Annotated in this window: 8 protein-coding genes; all 8 read left to right on the forward strand. The window is 50.1% G+C overall.

The annotated features are described in order from the left end of the window. The first annotated feature begins 787 nt into the window (after positions 1-787). The 8 genes from ACYVB1_RS19725 (at position 788) to ACYVB1_RS19760 (ending at position 19,212) form a co-directional block, all read left to right on the forward strand. Positions 788-3,847, forward strand: a complete 3,060-nt coding sequence (locus ACYVB1_RS19725) for a SusC/RagA family TonB-linked outer membrane protein (protein WP_460925532.1) — start codon at positions 788-790, stop codon at positions 3,845-3,847. 22 nt (positions 3,848-3,869) lie between these two features. Then, a complete protein-coding gene (locus ACYVB1_RS19730; protein WP_460925533.1) occupies positions 3,870-5,537 on the forward strand; it encodes a RagB/SusD family nutrient uptake outer membrane protein in 1,668 nt (555 codons plus the stop codon). A 1,162-nt stretch (positions 5,538-6,699) separates the two neighbouring features. Next, positions 6,700-9,831: a SusC/RagA family TonB-linked outer membrane protein gene (locus ACYVB1_RS19735; protein ID WP_460925534.1), complete on the forward strand. Its 3,132-nt coding sequence runs from the start codon at positions 6,700-6,702 to the stop codon at positions 9,829-9,831. Positions 9,832-9,842: 11 nt separating this feature from the next. Further along, a complete protein-coding gene (locus ACYVB1_RS19740) occupies positions 9,843-11,789 on the forward strand; it encodes a RagB/SusD family nutrient uptake outer membrane protein (protein WP_460925535.1) in 1,947 nt (648 codons plus the stop codon). Between the two features lie 270 nt (positions 11,790-12,059). Continuing rightward, positions 12,060-13,451, forward strand: a complete 1,392-nt coding sequence (locus ACYVB1_RS19745; protein WP_460925536.1) for a glycoside hydrolase family 30 beta sandwich domain-containing protein — start codon at positions 12,060-12,062, stop codon at positions 13,449-13,451. Between the two features lie 173 nt (positions 13,452-13,624). Further along, positions 13,625-14,794 carry a mannonate dehydratase gene (uxuA, locus tag ACYVB1_RS19750; protein WP_460925537.1) on the forward strand — a complete coding sequence of 390 codons (1,170 nt, stop codon included), beginning with the start codon at positions 13,625-13,627 and terminating at the stop codon, positions 14,792-14,794. Positions 14,795-14,892: 98 nt separating this feature from the next. After that, positions 14,893-16,212 carry an MFS transporter gene (locus tag ACYVB1_RS19755; protein ID WP_460925538.1) on the forward strand — a complete coding sequence of 440 codons (1,320 nt, stop codon included), beginning with the start codon at positions 14,893-14,895 and terminating at the stop codon, positions 16,210-16,212. Positions 16,213-16,254: 42 nt separating this feature from the next. Then, positions 16,255-19,212: a glycosyl hydrolase 115 family protein gene (locus ACYVB1_RS19760; protein ID WP_460925539.1), complete on the forward strand. Its 2,958-nt coding sequence runs from the start codon at positions 16,255-16,257 to the stop codon at positions 19,210-19,212. Positions 19,213-19,255 lie beyond the last annotated feature (43 nt).

Genomic DNA, 19,255 nt, shown 5'->3' on the forward strand with positions numbered 1-19,255 from the left:
TGCAGCTTCGGGTTGTGTGTTTTCAGCCTACACCGCCCCTACACACACCAGTTTATCAGGAATCACACATCAGACTATACATAATAGGAATATATCTGTGTCACAACATTGGACATTTAAAAGAACAAGTAGTACCGCGTATTGACTCCTTGTATCACTCCTATTTACTTAAGAAGTAAAAAAAACTTTTGGAGAATTAAAATAAATACCTATATTTCAACACAGTAAACAATGATTGATTAATCACTAATAAGCCCATGAACAGGCGAATCCTTTATTAACCCATATTTTACAGACAAAATACCGGTTAATTTTTCAACTCTAAACAATCGATTCCAAGGATACACTTTATATAAATAATAGCAGGGCATCCTGTACTCACTTTAGCCATTACCGTGTTTTGGGTTGCCGGATGAGTACAAAGGAATCATGAAAACAGAAAACCCAAAGCTTTAGAACCAAATGGGGCGAAGCAACACCCGGATTAGTTAAAGATATCTTACCCATAAACTCATTTGCTGTATGTCTTTCATCATTAGGGTTAAATATTGGCTTCTGGCCGCATTCACATCAAAGGAATCTGTCAATCTAGAGTACGTCTTTTGTGCAGAGGAAAAGAGCTTGTTTGCTTTGTCTGCAATCGATTCCATGGCTTTGTCTAATCCTACCCCAACAAACTCTAATTCAGCAGCTTGTTTTTTTTTAGGCGGCTTTATCCGGCTGCGCTACTTCATCGCTTATATACACCTCTTATACTTTTTAAACTTCCACCTTAAACAAACCGTGCATGAAAAACACTTTACATTTATGGCGAGTTAGGCTCTGCCTCTTGCTAATCGGCATCGTGACGGGAAGCATGATTTCGCCGGAGGCTTTTGCCACAGAAGCAACTCCTTTTGCATGGCAGATAACAGGCAAGGTAACGCTTAAAGGAGACCCGCTCCCTGGCGTTGCGGTTGTACTCAAAGGAACAACGGTAGGCACATCTACAGACATTGATGGAAGCTTCTCCATCTCGGTACCTGAATCCCCCGGCACGCTGGTGTTCTCCTTTATCGGCACAACCCCTAAGGAAATGCCTTTTAAAGGACCGGGCACCATTAACGTAGCCTTGAGCGAAGACGCCAAGGCGCTGCAGGAAGTGCAGGTAGTGGGCTATGGAACGCAGAAGAAAAGCCAGGTAACAGGGGCAATCTCTTCCGTATCGTCCAGAGAAATAAGCGAAATGCCCATTACGAACGCCCGACAGGCCATACAGGGTCGTGCAGCAGGGGTAGACGTGGTGCAGGCAGGCAGCAAGCCTGGTGCCGGACCGCAGATACGTATCCGTGGCCGCCGTTCTTTCAACGCATCCAACGACCCGCTATATGTAGTAGACGGCATTCCGCTTTCCGGCGGAATCGATGACATCAACCCGCAGGATATTTCCTCTATGGAAGTACTCAAAGACGCTTCCGCCACCGCCATTTATGGCTCCAGAGGTTCCAACGGCGTTGTAATCATCACCACTAAAAGAGGTGTAGCAGGCAAAACCTCTGTAACTTATGATGCCTTTGTGGGCATAAACAGCAGCCTGGGAAGAATTGAAGTGTTGGATGGCCCCGGCTTTGCAGAATATAAGCGGGAATCCAGGAGAGCGATTGGTCAGTACCCGCTGGGCCCTGCCACCCCCGAGGCTGATGAGAAGATATTTGAACCTGTAGAACTGGAAAGCATCCGGACAGGCCGCAGCACCGACTATGTCGACGCTATGCTGCGTACCGGTATGATCCAGAGCCACCAGCTAGGCGTATCGGGAGGTTCCGAAAAAACAACCTTCAACATCTCCGGTAACTTCTTTGAAGATATAGGGGTTGTTAAGAAGCAGGACTTTTCCCGCTATACTTTCCGTGTAAACCTGGATCACAAAATTAATGAGAAGTTAAGAGTTGGTACCTCCTCTCTCTTTGTATACAGCGTCCGAAACGGTGAAAACTTTAACCCACTGGGAGGAGCGTTCGCGGAAAACCCGCTGGGCAAGCCTTACAACGACGATGGCACGATTAACTTCTTACCAACAAACGATGGTTTACGTACCAACCCGCTGGCCGAAATTGTAGACGGTGCCCAGGTTGATGAAACCAAGCGCTACCGCATCTTTAACAGCATCTATGGCGAGTGGGACATTGCGGACGGTCTGAAATACAGAATGAACTTTGGACCGGACATAACGGTAAGGAGAAGCGGCCGGTTTACGGGTTCGCAAACCAACGCACGCCGTGGGGGAGCGCCAACCGGAAGTGTATTTGAAGAATTTGTTCTCAACTATACTCTTGAGAACATCCTGACCTATAACAAGCAGTTTAGTGAAGCCCACAATTTTAGCTTTACAGGTCTTCAGTCTATCCAGAGAGACCGTTATGAAAACTCTTCTGTCAATGTATTGGGCATACCGGCTGAATCACAGCAGTATTTCCGCTTAGGTGATGCCAGCCAGATAACAGGGGCCAACACCGACCTCCGCACCTGGACGCTGTTGTCGTTCATGGGCCGCGTAAACTACGACTTTAAAAACAGGTACCTGATCACCGGAACCTTGCGGGCAGACGGCTCTTCGCGCTTCGGTGAGAACACCAAGTTCGGCTACTTCCCTTCTGTTGCGTTAGGCTGGAACATTACCGAGGAACCATTCATGTCCGGGGTAAGCTGGCTAGATAATGCTAAGTTACGCGTAAGCTATGGTGCTATCGGAAACACTGCCATTGACCCTTACCAGACGCAGGCGCTGTTAGGCCGCACCTCTTATGCCTGGGACAATACCCCAGCCTACGGCTACCGCCCTAACACTATCGGAAACCCTGACCTGAGATGGGAAACATCCAAAACAGCCAACGCCGGTCTGGACTTCAGCTTATTCAGAGGCAGAATGTCCGGCAGCTTTGAATACTACGTGACCAACACCACCGACCTGCTGGCTCCTCAGCCGCTGCCTACTTCCATTGGCTTTGGCGGATATTTTACCAACATCGGCCATACACGCAATAAGGGAATTGAGATGACACTGACAACGGTGAACGTTGATAAAGGTGATTTTACCTGGTCCTCTGACTTTGTCTTCAACCGAAACCGCGAAGCCATTATCGAACTGGCGAACGGCAAAGTGGATGACGTAGCTTCAGGGCGCTTCATCGGCCAGCCGCTGTCTGTGTTCTACGACTACAAGAAGATAGGAATATGGCAGGCTGATCAGGCTGACCAGGCCTTGATATATCAGGATAAAGTAGGCCAGGTTAGGGTAGAAGACATAAACAACGACGGCAAGATCAATGCAGATGACCGCCAGATACTTGGCTCGGCCGTTCCGGATTTTGCCGGCGGTATCACCAACCGTTTCTCATACAAAAACTTTGACCTTTCCTTCTTCGTGTTTGGCCGCTACGGTCAGATGATCCGAAGCCGCTTCCACGACGATGTAAACCTGCTGGCAGGCCGCTACAACAACCTGGCAGTAGATTACTGGACGCCAAACAACCCTACGAACAACTTCCCGCAGCCGGTTGTTACCCAGGAATTTCCAAAATACGCCAGCTCCCTGACGTATTTCGACGGCTCTTTCCTGAAAGTGCGCAACATCAACTTCGGCTATAATGTACCGGCTTCTTTTGCCTCTAAACTGAAGATGGAGAGCCTGCGGGTGTACACCAGCGTTCAGCAGCCATTTATCTTCGCTTCCTACCGGTCTAAATACCAGGGTATCGATCCGGAGACCTATGTGGATGGCGACCAGGGTGTAGGTGGCGGTGAGATCAACTCTAACGTTACCCCTGCCACCAAAGTAGTGACCTTTGGTATCAATGCAAGATTTTAAAGAAGACTAAATCAGCTTAACCATGAATCTACAGATAAATAAAAACAAAACTTTGGGTTTGGCCAGAATCGGGCTATTGGGCATTCTTCTTATGGGCGCACCTGCCTGCGAAGATACCCTTGACGAAGAAGTGGTTTCCCGGATAGGCAATAATTACATGAACACGACCAAGGGCCTGAACGATGCAGTGAACGCCGCCTACTCCTCCATGCGCACCTGGTATGGTACGGAGCGAGGCAATAACTTCACTATTTTCGGCACCGACACCTACACCAACGGAGCAGACGGAGGCTGGAAGTTCATGAACACCTACACCACCCAGTTCGATACACAGAACGGGCACGTGAGGGAGCTTTGGGATGAGTTCTACCGGGGCATTAACACCACAAACGCCATTATAGAGCGTGCACCTGGTGTGACAGCCATGGCGGAAGACGTAAAAAAGCAGCGGATAGCCGAAGCAAAGTTCATTCGGGCCCATCACTACTTTATCCTCACACAGATGTTCGGCGGTGTGGATCTACGCCTGACTGAAACAATATTGCCCACAAAAGAAGTTACCAGATCTACGGTGGCAGCACAATACGAGGCTATCATCAGAGATTTGACGGAGGCCATTCCTGACCTAGAGGCAAAAGCAAAATCCTCTCAGTACGGCCGTGCCACACGCCCTGCCGCTGAGCATTTGCTGGGAAAAGTATATCTGACCAAGGCCACTTCGGAGGCCGCGGCTGCCGATGATTATGCCAAGGCAATTCCGTTGTTCCAGAACGTTATCAACAATTATGACCTCAAGCTTCTTCCTGATTTTGCAGCGGTACACCGCCAGGGAAACGAGATGAACGACGAGGTCATCTGGTCTGTGCAGTACACCCGCGACCCACTGACAAACGGAGGAGGAAACAACTCGCACCTGTACTTCCTGATGGAGTATGACGTGCAGCCCGGAATGCAGCGGGACACCGAAAACGGCCGCCCATGGAAGCGCTACATGCCTACTGCTTACACGCTCAATGAGGTTTTCACAGACCGGGACATTGACAGCCGTTATAAGAAAACTTTCAAAGATACTTATCTCAGCAACAAGCCAGGAACGTACAACACAACCTTCGATACGACAAAGCCAACAGTGACTTTTGCCCAGGGTGACACAACCATTTACCTGCCAGGGTATGAGATGTCAGCTGCGGAAATGGCGAAGCGCCCGTACCAGGTACTGGTGCCCAGCCGATACGACGAGCGCCTGTTCCCGACCCTCACAAAACACCTGGATGGTGGTCGCGTGGACAGAACCCAGGAACAAGGGGGGCGGGACTACATCGCATTCCGTTTGGCAGACACCTACCTGATGCTGGCCGAGGCGCAGCTCAAAACCGGCCAGGTTACTGAAGCGGTCGAAAACATCAACACCGTTCGGCGCAGAGCAGCATGGCCTGGAAAAGAAGCCGAGATGGAAATCACAGCCGATCAGCTAGACATGGAGTTCATCATTGAGGAGCGGGAAAGAGAACTCATTGGCGAGCAGATGCGCTGGCTGGATCTGAAGCGATGGGGAATTCTGATTGAAAGGGTGAAGGCACATAATGTGGCTGCCGCACCTAATATCCAGCCCTACCACGTCTTAAGGCCAATCCCTCAAACACAGATTGACCGCAGTGCCAATGGCTTTGGCCAGAACGATGGCTACTAGATAAAAACCAGGTTCACAGGTTACTTTGAAGCACCGCCTGCTCGTACGAGCAGGCGGTGCTTTTTTTATGGCTGGCTTACTATGTATACATCTGCCAGTCAGTAAGAAGACTCACATCAATACACATTTGGTGTAGTTGCAAACACACTACAGCGACAAAAGCGCCTCCCTCCACTTAAAACCTGCTCTTTTCCAGATAAGCAGCCATCACACCTATAACCAGATCTTCCAGCACAATACTTCGGGCTGTATTGCGCCACTACCGCCTGGTACTCCAAAACAACATCAGGATTACTTTATATCCTTTTCTTACATCCAGCACTTTAAGCCCCATCCTATCGGTGCCTAAAAGCATGGTGTCATTTCATCAGCAGCTTACTACTGGGTCAGTAACTTTGAAATCGGTTGCACTTTTCTTCCTGCTGTCTCTGATGCCACACAAGTTTTTTTCCCAAGCCTTATAGCCTTTCGCATGCTCATGCAAGCATTTCCTTAGGCTGTACATGCAGAACATGAATAACTACAGCAACTATCATATAAAGTGAAAAAATTGGAAAATAACTCTCTCAACAAGAGACGAGTCGGTGCTGACACTCTTGACATTAACCAAACCGTACTGCAAGAACAGTTTGAAAACTATTTATGAAATCGGTTGCAACTTCCAAAATAATTTATCAAGTTTACAGAGTAGTAGTGAGCAGTTACTCATTTACAGCGTTAAAAAAGTGTGAGTTCAGTGCAAATATTAAACAAAAATCAACCATAATAAAGAACTGAATATCAATGGTATTACGCAAACTACTCCTACAACAGCTACTTTCTTCTATCACAAAAAACGATTAACTGGTACAAAGAATAGTAGCGTGCAGTTCAAAGAAAATACTGAGTTAAGCCAAAAAGTACAGCTAAAACTATTGAAACCGATATCAGGGAAATAATTAAAACTCCAGCATGTTTAACCTTATCCATGAATACAGCTTGATAAAAACCCCAGATGAAAAAACTAAACTAAAACAGCCGGTGCTGCCTTTCCAGCCTCACAAAGAAAGCAGATAGGGCTACAACGATAGCCAATCATTCAGTTCTGCTTAAGGCAAGAGAGTTTACGCCTCAGGAAACACAATGAATAACAGCAATACTTTCCAACACAAAAAAATTAATTATGAAAGGTGATTTTACACAAGGCTCCCGATCAGCGACTTCGCCGATACGCTTGCCTAGAGTCATTAGAGTTGCCACCATGCTTTTCGCTTACTTGCTGGTGAGTGTGCAGGCAATGGCACAGTCTTTAACTGTGACTGGCCGGGTAACAGACGCAGAGACCCGAACCGGCCTACCAGGAGTAACTGTACTCCTGAAAGGAACCACAACGGCCGCACCCACAGGTGCAGATGGCAGTTACACGATTAATGTACCTGACGGCACTGGTACGCTTGTTTTCTCCTTCATCGGGTATCAGAACCAGGAGGTGCCTATCAACAACCGCTCTACCATTAATGTGAGCCTCGGCACAGATGCCAAGGCACTGGAAGAGGTGGTAGTAGTGGGTTACGGTGTTCAAAGGCAGGAAGCCGTTACAGGCTCAGTGGCCTCCATCAGTGCTGAAGAGATTACCCAGGTGCCATCGGGTAACATCACGCAGGCTTTGCAAGGCCGTTTGCCAGGTGTGGAGTTTGCGCAATCATCCTCTCAGCCGGGTGCCTCCATGCAAATCCGGATTCGCGGTACGCGTTCCATCTCTGGCGGAAACGACCCGCTGGTGGTGCTGGATGGTATCCCCTTTCCCGGAGCTATCTCTGACATAAACCCGAACGACATCAAGAGTATTGATATCCTGAAGGATGCCTCGGCAACCGCCATCTACGGTTCGCGCGGCGCCAACGGCGTTATATTAGTTACTACCAAAACAGGAAAAGCAGGGCAAAAGCCACAGGTAAGCTACAATGGTTTCCATGGCGTGAAAAACGTTTTTGCCAAATACGACATGATGAGCGGCCCGGAGCTTTTAGCGCTGCGTCAGGCAGCCGGACCAGGACAGTTTGCAGGACAATTAGGGCCAGATGAGGCGGAGGATGTAGACACGGATTGGCAAGACCTCTTATATAGAACTGGTATCACAACGAGCCACGACGTAGGCGTTACGGGTGGCACAGAGCAAGGCCGCTACAACTTTAGTGTAGGCTACTTTCAGGATCAAGGCGTGATTCCTACGCAGCAGTACACCCGTTACTCCATGCGCGGCGGTGTTGATCAGGAAATAGGGAAGCGTTTCCGTGTCGGCTTCACGACATACAATAACTACAGCATGACAGAAGGCAACAACGTGGGCCTGTACAATATCTTAAGCTTATCGCCTCTTGCCAATCCTTACAATGCAGATGGCACATTGAAAAGAACCATCCGTATGCCGCTAGATGAAACGTGGGTGTACACAAGAGACATGTTAGAGGATGGTGGCCTGGACGATCTGTGGCTAAGCCAAACCAGGGCTTTTGCCACATACAACACCCTCTATGGCGAAGTGCAGATCCCGGGAGTGGAGGGCTTGAAGTACCGTGCCAACCTTGGCCTGAATTACCGCCAAAGTCATGGAGGCGCCTACACTGCAGCGGGAATAAACAACGTCCTGCCAACCACCCCTTCAACTGCTTCTGTCAGCAACCAGGTTACAACCGACTGGACTCTTGAAAACCTGCTGACATATGACCGCACCTTTGCAGGAAAGCACAATGTGAATGTAGTGGGCTTGTACTCTGCCTCACAAAATAACATGAATCGCTCACGCATGGCGGCAAGGGATATTCCCTCCGACGCCTTCCAGTTCTACAACCTGGGACAGGCTGCCGGAGAAATCACAGTGAACCCGAATGACCAATGGTATAGTAAATTCGGACTGTTGTCGTGGATGGGACGCGCCATGTACTCTTATGACGACCGCTACATGCTGAGCGTTACCGTACGCTCTGATGGCTCCTCCAGGCTGGCCCCGGGACATCAATGGAACACCTATCCTGCCGTGTCTGCCGGTTGGAACATCGCCAGAGAATCGTTTATGCAGGATGTTAGCCTTGTAAACATGCTGAAACTGCGTGCGGGCTACGGACAAACCTCCAACCAGGGTATTCCGCCCTACTCTACTCTTGGGCGTTTAAGCACCAGGCCTTACAACTTTGGCCCCGATGTTTATGAGACCGGGTACTACGTAACAGAACTGCCTAACCCTGCATTGGGATGGGAGTATTCAAAGACATGGAACTATGGATTGGATTTCGCTATCCTGAACAACCGCCTGTCTGGTACAGTAGAGTACTATGTAACAAATACTGAAGATATTCTGCTGAGCCTTGGCCTGCCTGCCACATCAGGTGTGAGCAGCTATACGGCAAACATAGGGTCCATACAAAACAAAGGCCTGGAGTTCTCGCTCAACGGTCTGATACTGGACAACCTCAACGGCTGGACTTGGGAAGCCGGTCTCAACATATACGGCAACCGTAACCAAATTACATCGCTTGCTTCGGGAGCAGAGGAAGACAGAACCAACTGGTTGTTTGTAGGCCACCCTGTCAACGTCATCTACGACTACGAGAGAATTGGCCTTTGGCAAGAGGGAGATCCGTACCGGGACATCCTGGAGCCAGGTGGCAATGTGGGTATGATCAAAGTAAGGTATACCGGCGACTACAACGCCGATGGTACGCCAACAAGGCAAATTGGGCCTGATGACCGGCAAATCATGAACGCGAATCCTGACTTCCAGGGGGGCTTCAATACCCGCGTAGGGTTTAAGGGATTTGACCTGACTGCTGTGGCAGCCTTTCAGCGCGGCGGAATTCTCAACAGCACGCTCTACGGTTCGGCAGGTTACCTCAATTTAATGAACGCACGCAGGAACAACGTGCGTGTGGACTACTGGACACCAGAGAACACCGACGCCAGGTATCCGAATCCGGCAGGCATCAGAAGTGGCGATAATCCTAAATATGGCAGCACCCTCGGTTACTTCGATGCAGGGTACCTGAAGATGCGCACCATCACACTGGGTTATAACTTCACAAACAGCAATTGGCTGGAAGCAGTCGGCATCAACAATCTGCGGCTTTACGCTACAGCACAGAACCCATTTGTGCTGTTCTCGCCCTACAACAGAGCCTCAGGCATGGACCCTGAAACCAACTCATACGCCAACGAAAACGTGGCGTCAGGTGGTGGCGTCCCGAACCGTCTGCTGACGATTGGCACTAACACACCTTCCACGCGCAACTACCTGGTTGGTCTTAATGTGACATTTTAAATAAGATAAAGATGAAATTTATAAAAAATAAAGCTTTTATAGGAACAGCGTTAATGGTGGCGCTTTCCCTGGCATCCTGCGAGGAGATTCTGGACGAACAGCCACGCGCCACTTATACACCCGAGTTCTTCCAAACCGAACGAGGTGTTCAGGGTGGAATAACATCCATGTATGCCCACTTGCGCTATATCTACGGACAGGCCTACTACTATAACACCACCCAAACCGGTACCGATGAAGTAACATACGGGCAGAGTGCAGACCAGAACTTTCTGGTGATGGACCTATCAGGCCGGGGTGAAATCACTCCTCAGGACAGTCGTGCCGATGTTCTGTGGGGAGCCGCGTTCTCTAACATCAACACCGCCAATGGTGTTATTGAAAATGCGGCCGCAGTAGGAACGATATCAGATGCGCTTGTTGCCGAAGCCAGGTTCTTTCGCGCGTTCGATTACTTTCAGTTGGTGCGAACCTTTGGCGGGGTGCCTTTGGATTTAGGCGCAGGGGAACTAAGGTTTAACACCAGTCCTTCAAGAACCTCTGTGCGCAACACAGTGCCGGAAGTCTACACCAGAGCCATATTCCCGGATTTGGTGAGAGCGGTAGAAGATCTGCCGGTAAACCCTCGTGTTACCGGAGGTGCAACCAAAACGCTTGCACGTCTGTATCTGGCAAAAGCATACCTGACCTACGGATGGTGGCTTGAAAACCCGGACAACATTCCTACTTATCCGGAGGCTCCCCGAACTGACCCCGACGGACATAATGCCCAGTGGTATTACCAGCAGGCGTACGATGTGGCCATAAACGCCATTCAGAATCCGGGGCCTTTCCGTTTACAGGAAACGTTCTATGATGTGAACGTGGCGACAAACGACCGCAACAGTGAAATTCTACTGTATGCTGACCGCACCGAAACAAGCGAGTTCTACAACGCATCCAGCCTTACATGGAGTAATGGCAGTGCCCCTGAAAACTTTGCCGGCTGGATGATGACGTGGAACTACACCAACATCAGAAGCGCTCTTGATCCAAACTGGTCTAATCCCATAAGTTCTGTGCAGCGTGAAGCAGTGCAGGCACTGGGTCGCCCCTGGACCCGTATGGCCCCTACAATCGGTGCCATTACAAACACCTTTGCCGACAAGACAAATGACTCCCGCTACGACGGCACCTTTACAACCGTTTACCGTGGCAACTGGCCTAAAGCAGGCATCAATGCACCGGTAGTGTATAACGCAAACGGTTTGCCGGTTGAACCAGGTGGAGCCATCCTGACTTTCCTGGATGAACAACCAGCGACACCAATCAACTACCCTAGTGGAGCAGGTAAAAGCAATGTCGGTGCTGGAGAATTACCCGGAAGATCTGATTTTGTAATAGGTCCACGCGATATTAGCAGAATCGTGTATCCAGGGCTTTGGAAACTCGGCCCCCACCGCACCGACAATGGCAGCGGTTTAGGACAGCCAAACGCTGCCAGTACCCGTCCTTTCAACATTGCAAAATTCTCAGAACTTTACTTTATAGCGGCCGAAGCAGCCGTGAAGGGCGCCAACACGCAGTCTGGTTACACTGCCAGAGAGTTGATTAATGTTATCCGTGCACGCGCTGGCAACTGGCGCTGGGACAACAACGGAAACCAGGCCAGGGTGGAAGACCGTAGCGCAGAACTAGTCGCTGCCACGCCAGAAGTCATAGACATAGACTATATTCTGGCAGAGCGTTCGCGTGAATACTATGGCGAAGGTTACCGCTGGTTCGATCTGACTCGTACGCAAAGATGGGAAGATCTTGCTTCCACGTACGAAATTGCCGGAAACACCTACGGTGACCATACACCTCAAACGGTAACACGTAACATTCAACCATATCACTACCTACGCCCAATTCCGCAAGGCCAGATAGACGCTATGGAAGGCAACACAGACCTATATCAGAATCCTGGGTATAATTAATTCCGGTGAACCATAATCAGAAAGATTGGGTGCTCTTGTTGAGCATCCAATCTTTTATTTTTCCCTGGGTTCAGGTAACACCTGCATTTTCTGTAACCTATATGCTACCGTGGACTGGCTGACCTTAGAGCAAAAGCTACACAGCAAGCAGGATGAAAGTACAGAGTTCCTAAAGAGGCATGGCCTCATCAACTAAGGTAAAACAAATGCCTTCAACGCCCGTCAACTGCGCCAAAGTCCTGTGCTTTCGGCATGTACTTTGAAACCTATATGTACAACAGAACAGCTAATTTAAAAAAAGGAGTCCTGTCCCTCATGCTGCTCAGCACCGCCTTTATGTTTGCCTGTGGCAGCGAGGACTCGCCGGACACTCCTACTCCGGTAGTTAAACCCGCTAATAAAATTACTGTTAAACCTGCCACAACTTATCAGGAGATGGTTGGGTTTGGGGGAGCACTAACGTGGTACAGCGACAGGGTTGTGACCAGCAGCAAAAGAGATGAAATTTACCAGCTGATGTTCGAGGATCTGGGAATGGACATCCTTCGCCTTAAAAACTGGTATTATCCACTCAACTACCCGGAGAACAAATCACCGGAAACGATGCTCACAACCGGTGACAAAACCATGTTCAACGCTACCAACACTTTTTATCAGAAAGCCAAACAGTATAACCCTGACATCAAAGTGCTGCTCAGTTCGTGGGGACCGCCACCTGCCTTAAAGAGTAACAACCATTTAAGAGAAGGCACATTGAAGAAAGATGCAGACGGCTACATGTATGATGAGTTCGCCACCTATTGGTCAGACATTTTAGATAACATTGCTTTTACCCCTGATTACATCAGCATCCAGAACGAACCAGGGTATACGAACCCGGGCTGGACAACCGCCGCATGGAGCCCTACGGAAACATCCTCACTGGCTGGCTACAGCGAGGCCTTTGACGCCGTGTATAACCAAATAAAAGACCGCCCCGATGTACCGGTTATGATAGGCCCGGAGGCAGAGAACATCCAGGCTTTTCTGAGCTTTGCACCGGTAGTACAGGCCAAAGCACACGCCCCTATCTATGCTTACCACCCCTACAACTTCAACAGCGGTACCGTTGTGGGCCAGACCACTTCTCTGCTGAACGAGATTCGCACCCGTTTTGGCGACGAGCCCAACATCATGACAGAGTACTCCACCATGCCGTGGTTTAAGACCGCCAGGTTTATTCACCAGACAATGAAGCACGCCAACACTTCAGGCTACATTTACTGGGAGCTAGTATGGGGGGACGCCAACACAAAAGACCAGGCCATGATTTACGTGGATAACTCCGGCAACTATACCATCAACCCTTTTTATCACGTCATCAAGCACTTCGCAAAGTTCATAGATGAAGGCCATCAGCGGGTAGAGGTAACTTCCAACACTCCGGCACTGGAGATAACAGGTTACATGCACCCCGACCAGAACCAGCTGACCCTGGTCATCATTAACCCTGAAACAAGAGCTTTAAATTACCAGGTGGAAGTAGAGAACAAGACAGTGAAAAGTGTAAAAGCATACCAGAGTGTGGAAGGAGAGTTCTTCAAAGACCTTGGAAACATAGCAACTGACGCTGCTGTCAGCATTCCTGCCAACTCCATCACAACAGTGGTAGTAGGTCTTTAGCCCCCATTGGCCCAGAATAAAAGCTGAGAGTAGCTGTAACACAATTAGCTTTTTGGTTCAGGGATATGGTAAAGCGTTTGAACTAATAACATACAGGAAAATAATTTTAAAGAAAGTCGCGGGCTTCAGTTAAATTGTAAGTCTTCAAACATATAAAAATCATCAAACGAAGCATGTCATTAATTCAAAGTTGGAGATGGTACGGGCCCAATGACCCCGTTACGCTACAGGATGTAAAACAGGCGGGTGCCACAGGTGTTGTTTCTGCCCTGCACCATATGCCGCATGGCGCGGTGTGGCCCCTGGAGGAAATACAGGAGCGCAAGCGCGTGATTGAGGCCGCTGGCCTGGAGTGGGTGGTGGTAGAAAGCGTGCCGGTGCACGAGGCTATCAAAACCCGCAGCGCCGACTGCGAAATGTACCTCGACAATTACCGCCAAACACTGCGCAACCTGGCGGCCTGCGGCATCAGCACCGTGTGCTATAACTTTATGCCGGTGCTCGACTGGACCCGCACCAACCTGGCCTTAGAGCTGTGGAATGGTGCCAAAGCGCTGTATTTTGACTGGGCTGATCTGGCAGTATTCGACCTTTTCATTTTGAAGAGAGCGGGCGCTGAGCAGGATTACGCAGAAGAGGTCCTGCAACAGGCAAAAGAGCGATTCTCCTCTTTCTCTCAACAGCAGTTAGACGAGCTAAGCGAGATCATCCGGATGGGTGTTCCGATGGAAGGATTTATTACGCTGGAACACTTAACCGAAAGCATCGGAATCTATAAGAACATCGGCCATGCTGGTTTGCGTGAGAACCTGGCTTATTTCCTGGAATCCATCATGGATGTTTGTGAAGAGACCGGTATCAAAATGACGATTCATCCGGACGACCCACCTTATCCTATCTTAGGTTTACCCCGCATTGCCTCCAACAAAGAAGACCTGTTGTACATACTGGATAGGGTGGACCGTGCTCCTAACGGCATTTGTTTCTGCACCGGATCTTTGGGTGCAGGTCCGCACAACAACCCCGTGGAAATTCTGAAAGCAGTAGGCCACCGCGTTTACTTCGCCCACCTGCGTAATGTAAAAAAAGACCAGCTCGGAAACTTCTATGAGTCCGATCACCTGACAGGTGATGTGGACATGTATGGCGTGATGAAAGAACTGGTCGCCATCAACAAAGAACGTAAGCAGCCAATCCCGTTCCGTCCCGACCACGGGCACCAGATGCTCGACGACCTGCACAAGGTAACGAACCCCGGCTACTCTGCTATTGGGCGCCTGCGCGGCCTGGCAGAGCTGCGCGGCCTGGAAATGGGTATCGAAAAATCATTGCACAGCAAATAAATGGAATATTCAGCAGCAGTCTTCCTGAATAGGCAAAACAGGAGGACTGTTGCCGATTATTCCCCACACAATTCATCAATTAAAAATTAACCACTGCCATGAATGCACCTTTGATGACAGAAAAAGCCACCAGGAGGGAAAAAATCGGGTCGTACCGCTGGACAATATGCGCCCTTCTCTTCTTTGCCACCACCATCAACTACCTCGACAGGCAAATCATCGGCTTACTTAAGCCCGCCCTTGAGCAGGAGTTTGCCTGGACAGAAAGTGATTACGGCAGCATTGTAATGGCCTTTACCGCCTCCTATGCACTGGGTATGCTTATCTTCGGTAGAATTATCGACAAAATAGGCACCAAACTGGGTTATTCTATTTCTATTGTCGTGTGGAGCGTGGCCGCCATGTTTCATGCTGTGGCAAGAACCACCTTCGGTTTTGGTGTGGCCAGGGCTGCTTTGGGTATTGGAGAGGCAGGCAACTTTCCGGCTGCCATCAAAACAGTAGCAGAGTGGTTTCCTAAGAAAGAACGGGCACTGGCAACAGGCTTGTTTAACTCTGGTGCCAACGTTGGCGCTGTGGTAGCTCCTATCCTGGTGCCCTGGATGCTGGGTGCCTACGGCTGGCAGGAAGCCTTCATCGCTACCGGGGCCATTGGTTTTGTGTGGTTGGTTTTCTGGTTGATATTCTATGAAATTCCTTCCAGGCAGAAGCGCCTGAGCCAGCCGGAGTACGTGTACATTCACAGCGACAACGAAGAAGCCGGGGCTGAAGCAGACAAAACGCCCGTGAAGTGGGGGAAACTGTTGTTTGTGAGACAGACGTGGGTGTTTATCGCCGGCAAGTTTTTCACCGATCCTATCTGGTATTTCTTCCTGTTCTGGCTTCCCTCTTACTTCAGCACCACCTTCGACCTTGATTTGAGCAAGCCAAGCCTGCCTCTTGTGATTGTGTACTCTGCTACCACCATTGGCAGTATCGGCGGCGGTTACCTCTCCTCATATTTCATCCGGAAGGGCTGGGCAGTGTACAAGGCGCGCAAAACAGCCATGCTCATCATTGCCCTGCTGGTAGTGCCGATTATGGCCGCCCGCTATACCTCCGACATCTGGATTGCAGTAGGTTTAATCAGTTTAGCGGCAGCAGCACACCAGGCCTGGAGCGCCAATATCTTCACTACCGTGTCTGATATGTTCCCAAAGAAGGCAGTGAGTTCGGTAGTAGGTATCGGGGGTATGGCTGGCTCAGTGGGAGGCGCGCTGTTCCCGCTGTTCATAGGTTTTATACTGGACTACTACAAAGGCATTGGCAACATTCTTGCCGGTTATAATATCATTTTCACAGTGTGTGGCAGTGCCTATGTCGTAGCCTGGCTCATTATGCACTTCCTGTCACCTAAAATGAAAGAGGCAAGAATTTAGTAACAGGAGTCGCCCTGAAAAGCGGCTCACTAACACATTCATATGATGACAATCGAATACCCCTATTACCTCCCGCAAAACAAACGAGGCAAAGCAAAAGCAGGCTGGCGGCGGAAGCCACTTTGCCTGGTGCTGCTGTTCTTCTTTGCCCTGGCTGGTCCACAGGCAGCTTTCGCTACCGACGACCTTCCCTCCTATATCGCCACAGAAAAAGGCCTGAATCGCTTTGCGCTTACAGCCGGTGGCAAGTCCGCGCCTATCTTTGTGAGTGCTGATGATTACCCTGGCGTTGCCCGGGTAGCGAAGCACCTGCAGGCAGACATCCAGCGGGTAACAAACGTTGAGCCCCAACTGACGGTGGGCAAAAAAGCTCCCAAGGCAAAAGAAATTGTACTGGTTGGAACGCTGGGCAAAAGCCCCCTCATTGACAAGCTAGTGCGCGACAAGAAGCTGGACGTAGCCGGTATAGCCGGTCGTTGGGAAGCTTCCTTGATTCAGGTGGTAGAAAAGCCGATGCGCGGTGTAGACCGGGCCTTAGTTATTGCGGGCAGCGACAAGCGCGGCACCATCTACGGCATGTACGACCTGTCAGACGAAATGGGGGTTTCCCCGTGGTACTGGTGGGCGGATGTGCCGGTAAAGAAAAAGCAGAACGTGTACGTATTACCTGGTCGCCATACACAGGGAGAGCCTGCTATCAAGTACCGCGGCTTCTTTATCAACGATGAGGCTCCTGCACTTTCCGGTTGGTCGAAAGAGAAATTCGGCGGTTTTAACCATAAATTCTACGACAAGGTATTTGAGCTCCTGCTGCGCATGAAAGGCAATTACCTCTGGCCCGCCATGTGGGGAAATGCCATTTATGACGATGATTCGTTAAGTGCACCTTTGGCTGATGAATATGGTGTAGTACTCGGCACTTCGCACCACGAGCCTTTAACGCGCGCCCACGACGAGTGGCGGCGTTATGGCAAAGGCCCCTGGAACTACAACACGAACAAAGAAAACCTCCAGGCGTTCTGGCGGAAAGGCATGGAGCGCATGGGCACCAACGAAAGTATCGTCACCATAGGCATGCGCGGCGACGGGGATGAGCCGATGTCAGAAAGCAGCAACATTGCCTTGCTGGAGCAGATTGTGGCTGACCAGCGCCAAATCATAGCTGACGTTACAGGCAAGCCAGCCTCTGAAACACCGCAGATATGGGCGCTCTACAAAGAAGTGCAGGACTACTACGACAAAGGCATGCGCGTGCCGGACGACGTGACGTTGCTATTGGCCGATGACAACTGGGGCAACATCCGTAAGCTACCAAAGGTGGGCGAAAAGCAGCATTCCAGCGGCTACGGCATCTACTACCACTTCGACTATGTAGGTGGACCCCGTAACTACAAATGGCTGAACACGAACCCGATTCCGAGGGTGTGGGAGCAGATGCACATGGCGCACAAGTACGGTGCCGACCGCATCTGGATTGTAAATGTTGGTGATATCAAACCGGTGGAGTTTCCGCTGGAGTTCTTCCTCGACTATGCCTGGACCCCGGACAAGTGGCCGGCTGAGCGTCTGCAGGAATACACAATCCAGTGGGCAGAGGAGCAGTTCGGCAGCCAGTACGCTCAACCCATAGCGGAAATCCTGGCTAAATACTCCAAGTTTAACGGCCGACGTAAGCCTGAATTAATTTCTCCGGAAACCTACAGCCTGACGAACTACCGTGAAGCGGAAAGAGTGGTGGAAGAGTATAACCAACTGGTGGAGAAAGCAGAGCAAATTTATCAGAAGCTGCCTGCCGAATATAAAGATGCCTACTATCAGCTGGTGCTCTTCCCGGCAAAAGCCTCTGCTAACCTCAACGAGCTGCACATTACCACAGGTAAAAACTACCTCTATGCAAAGCAGAACCGCGCCGCTGCCAACGACATGGCTGCGAAGGTGCGTGAGCTGTTCGAGAAAGACCAGGCGCTGATGAAGTATTACAATAAGGAACTGGCTGGTGGCAAGTGGAGCCACATGATGGACCAAACACACATCAGCTATACCTACTGGCAGCAACCAGAGAAGGACGTGATGCCGGACGTGAAGTTAGTCAATGTGGCATCCGGAGCCAAAATGGGCGTAGCGGTAGAAGGTTCTGATGCCTGGTGGCCAAGGGAGAAGCAGCAGGCAGAACTACCTGGATTTACACCTTTCGGCCAGCAAAACTACTATATCGAGCTGTTCAACCAGGGCAAGGAGCCTTACACCTATAAGGTGCAGTCTGGGGCTCCGTGGCTGAATGTTTCGGCTACCCAGGGCACTGTAGACAAGGAGCAGCGCTTACTGGTAAGCGTAGACTGGCAGAAGGCTCCAACCGGCGTGCAGCGCGTTCCGATTACGATTACCGGGCCAAACAACACGACGGTGAAAGTACAGGCTGTCGTGAATAACCCAGCTGGTTTGAAGCCGGCCGTGGTGAAAGGCTTTGTAGAAAGCAACGGTTATGTGTCGATGGAAGCAGCACATTACAACCGTGCCGTAGACAGCGGCACCATCGAATGGCAGCTTATCCCGGACCTAGGCAAAACCATGTCAGCGATGACGCCTTTCCCGGTAACAGCTGAAACACAGAAGCCAGGCGGCGACAGCCCACGTTTAGAATACCGCATGCACCTGCTGAACGCGGGTGAGGTAAAGGTACACGCCTACCTGTCTCCTACCCTTAACTTCAACGCTTCCGACGGCCTGAAATTTGCCGTGTCCATTGATGATGAAGCCCCGCAAATCATCAACATGCACAAGGAAAACTCGGAAGGTGCCTGGAACAAGTGGGTAGCCGATAACATCAACATCCAGACATCCACCCACAAAGTAGACAAGCCAGGAGAACATGTGCTTAAATTCTGGATGGTAGACCCGGGTGTGGTGCTGCAAAAGATTGTGGTAGACACAGGCGGTTTAAAGCCATCCTACCTGGGGCCACCGGAAAGTTATTATCAGCCTGAAAAGGCAAATCAGTAAAACAAAAAGCTCCGTTGGCAGACCTGCTAACGGAGCTTTTTGT

The organism is Pontibacter brevis (assembly GCF_054779655.1).

Bases quoted from the DNA above. Each gene is read 5' to 3' on its own strand.
- ACYVB1_RS19725 (WP_460925532.1), top strand. From the start codon at position 788: ATGAAAAACACTTTACATTTATGGCGAGTTAGGCTCTGCCTCTTGCTA.
- ACYVB1_RS19730 (WP_460925533.1), top strand. From the start codon at position 3,870: ATGAATCTACAGATAAATAAAAACAAAACTTTGGGTTTGGCCAGAATC.
- ACYVB1_RS19735 (WP_460925534.1), top strand. From the start codon at position 6,700: ATGAAAGGTGATTTTACACAAGGCTCCCGATCAGCGACTTCGCCGATA.
- ACYVB1_RS19740 (WP_460925535.1), top strand. From the start codon at position 9,843: ATGAAATTTATAAAAAATAAAGCTTTTATAGGAACAGCGTTAATGGTG.
- ACYVB1_RS19745 (WP_460925536.1), top strand. From the start codon at position 12,060: ATGTACAACAGAACAGCTAATTTAAAAAAAGGAGTCCTGTCCCTCATG.
- uxuA (WP_460925537.1), top strand. From the start codon at position 13,625: ATGTCATTAATTCAAAGTTGGAGATGGTACGGGCCCAATGACCCCGTT.
- ACYVB1_RS19755 (WP_460925538.1), top strand. From the start codon at position 14,893: ATGAATGCACCTTTGATGACAGAAAAAGCCACCAGGAGGGAAAAAATC.
- ACYVB1_RS19760 (WP_460925539.1), top strand. From the start codon at position 16,255: ATGATGACAATCGAATACCCCTATTACCTCCCGCAAAACAAACGAGGC.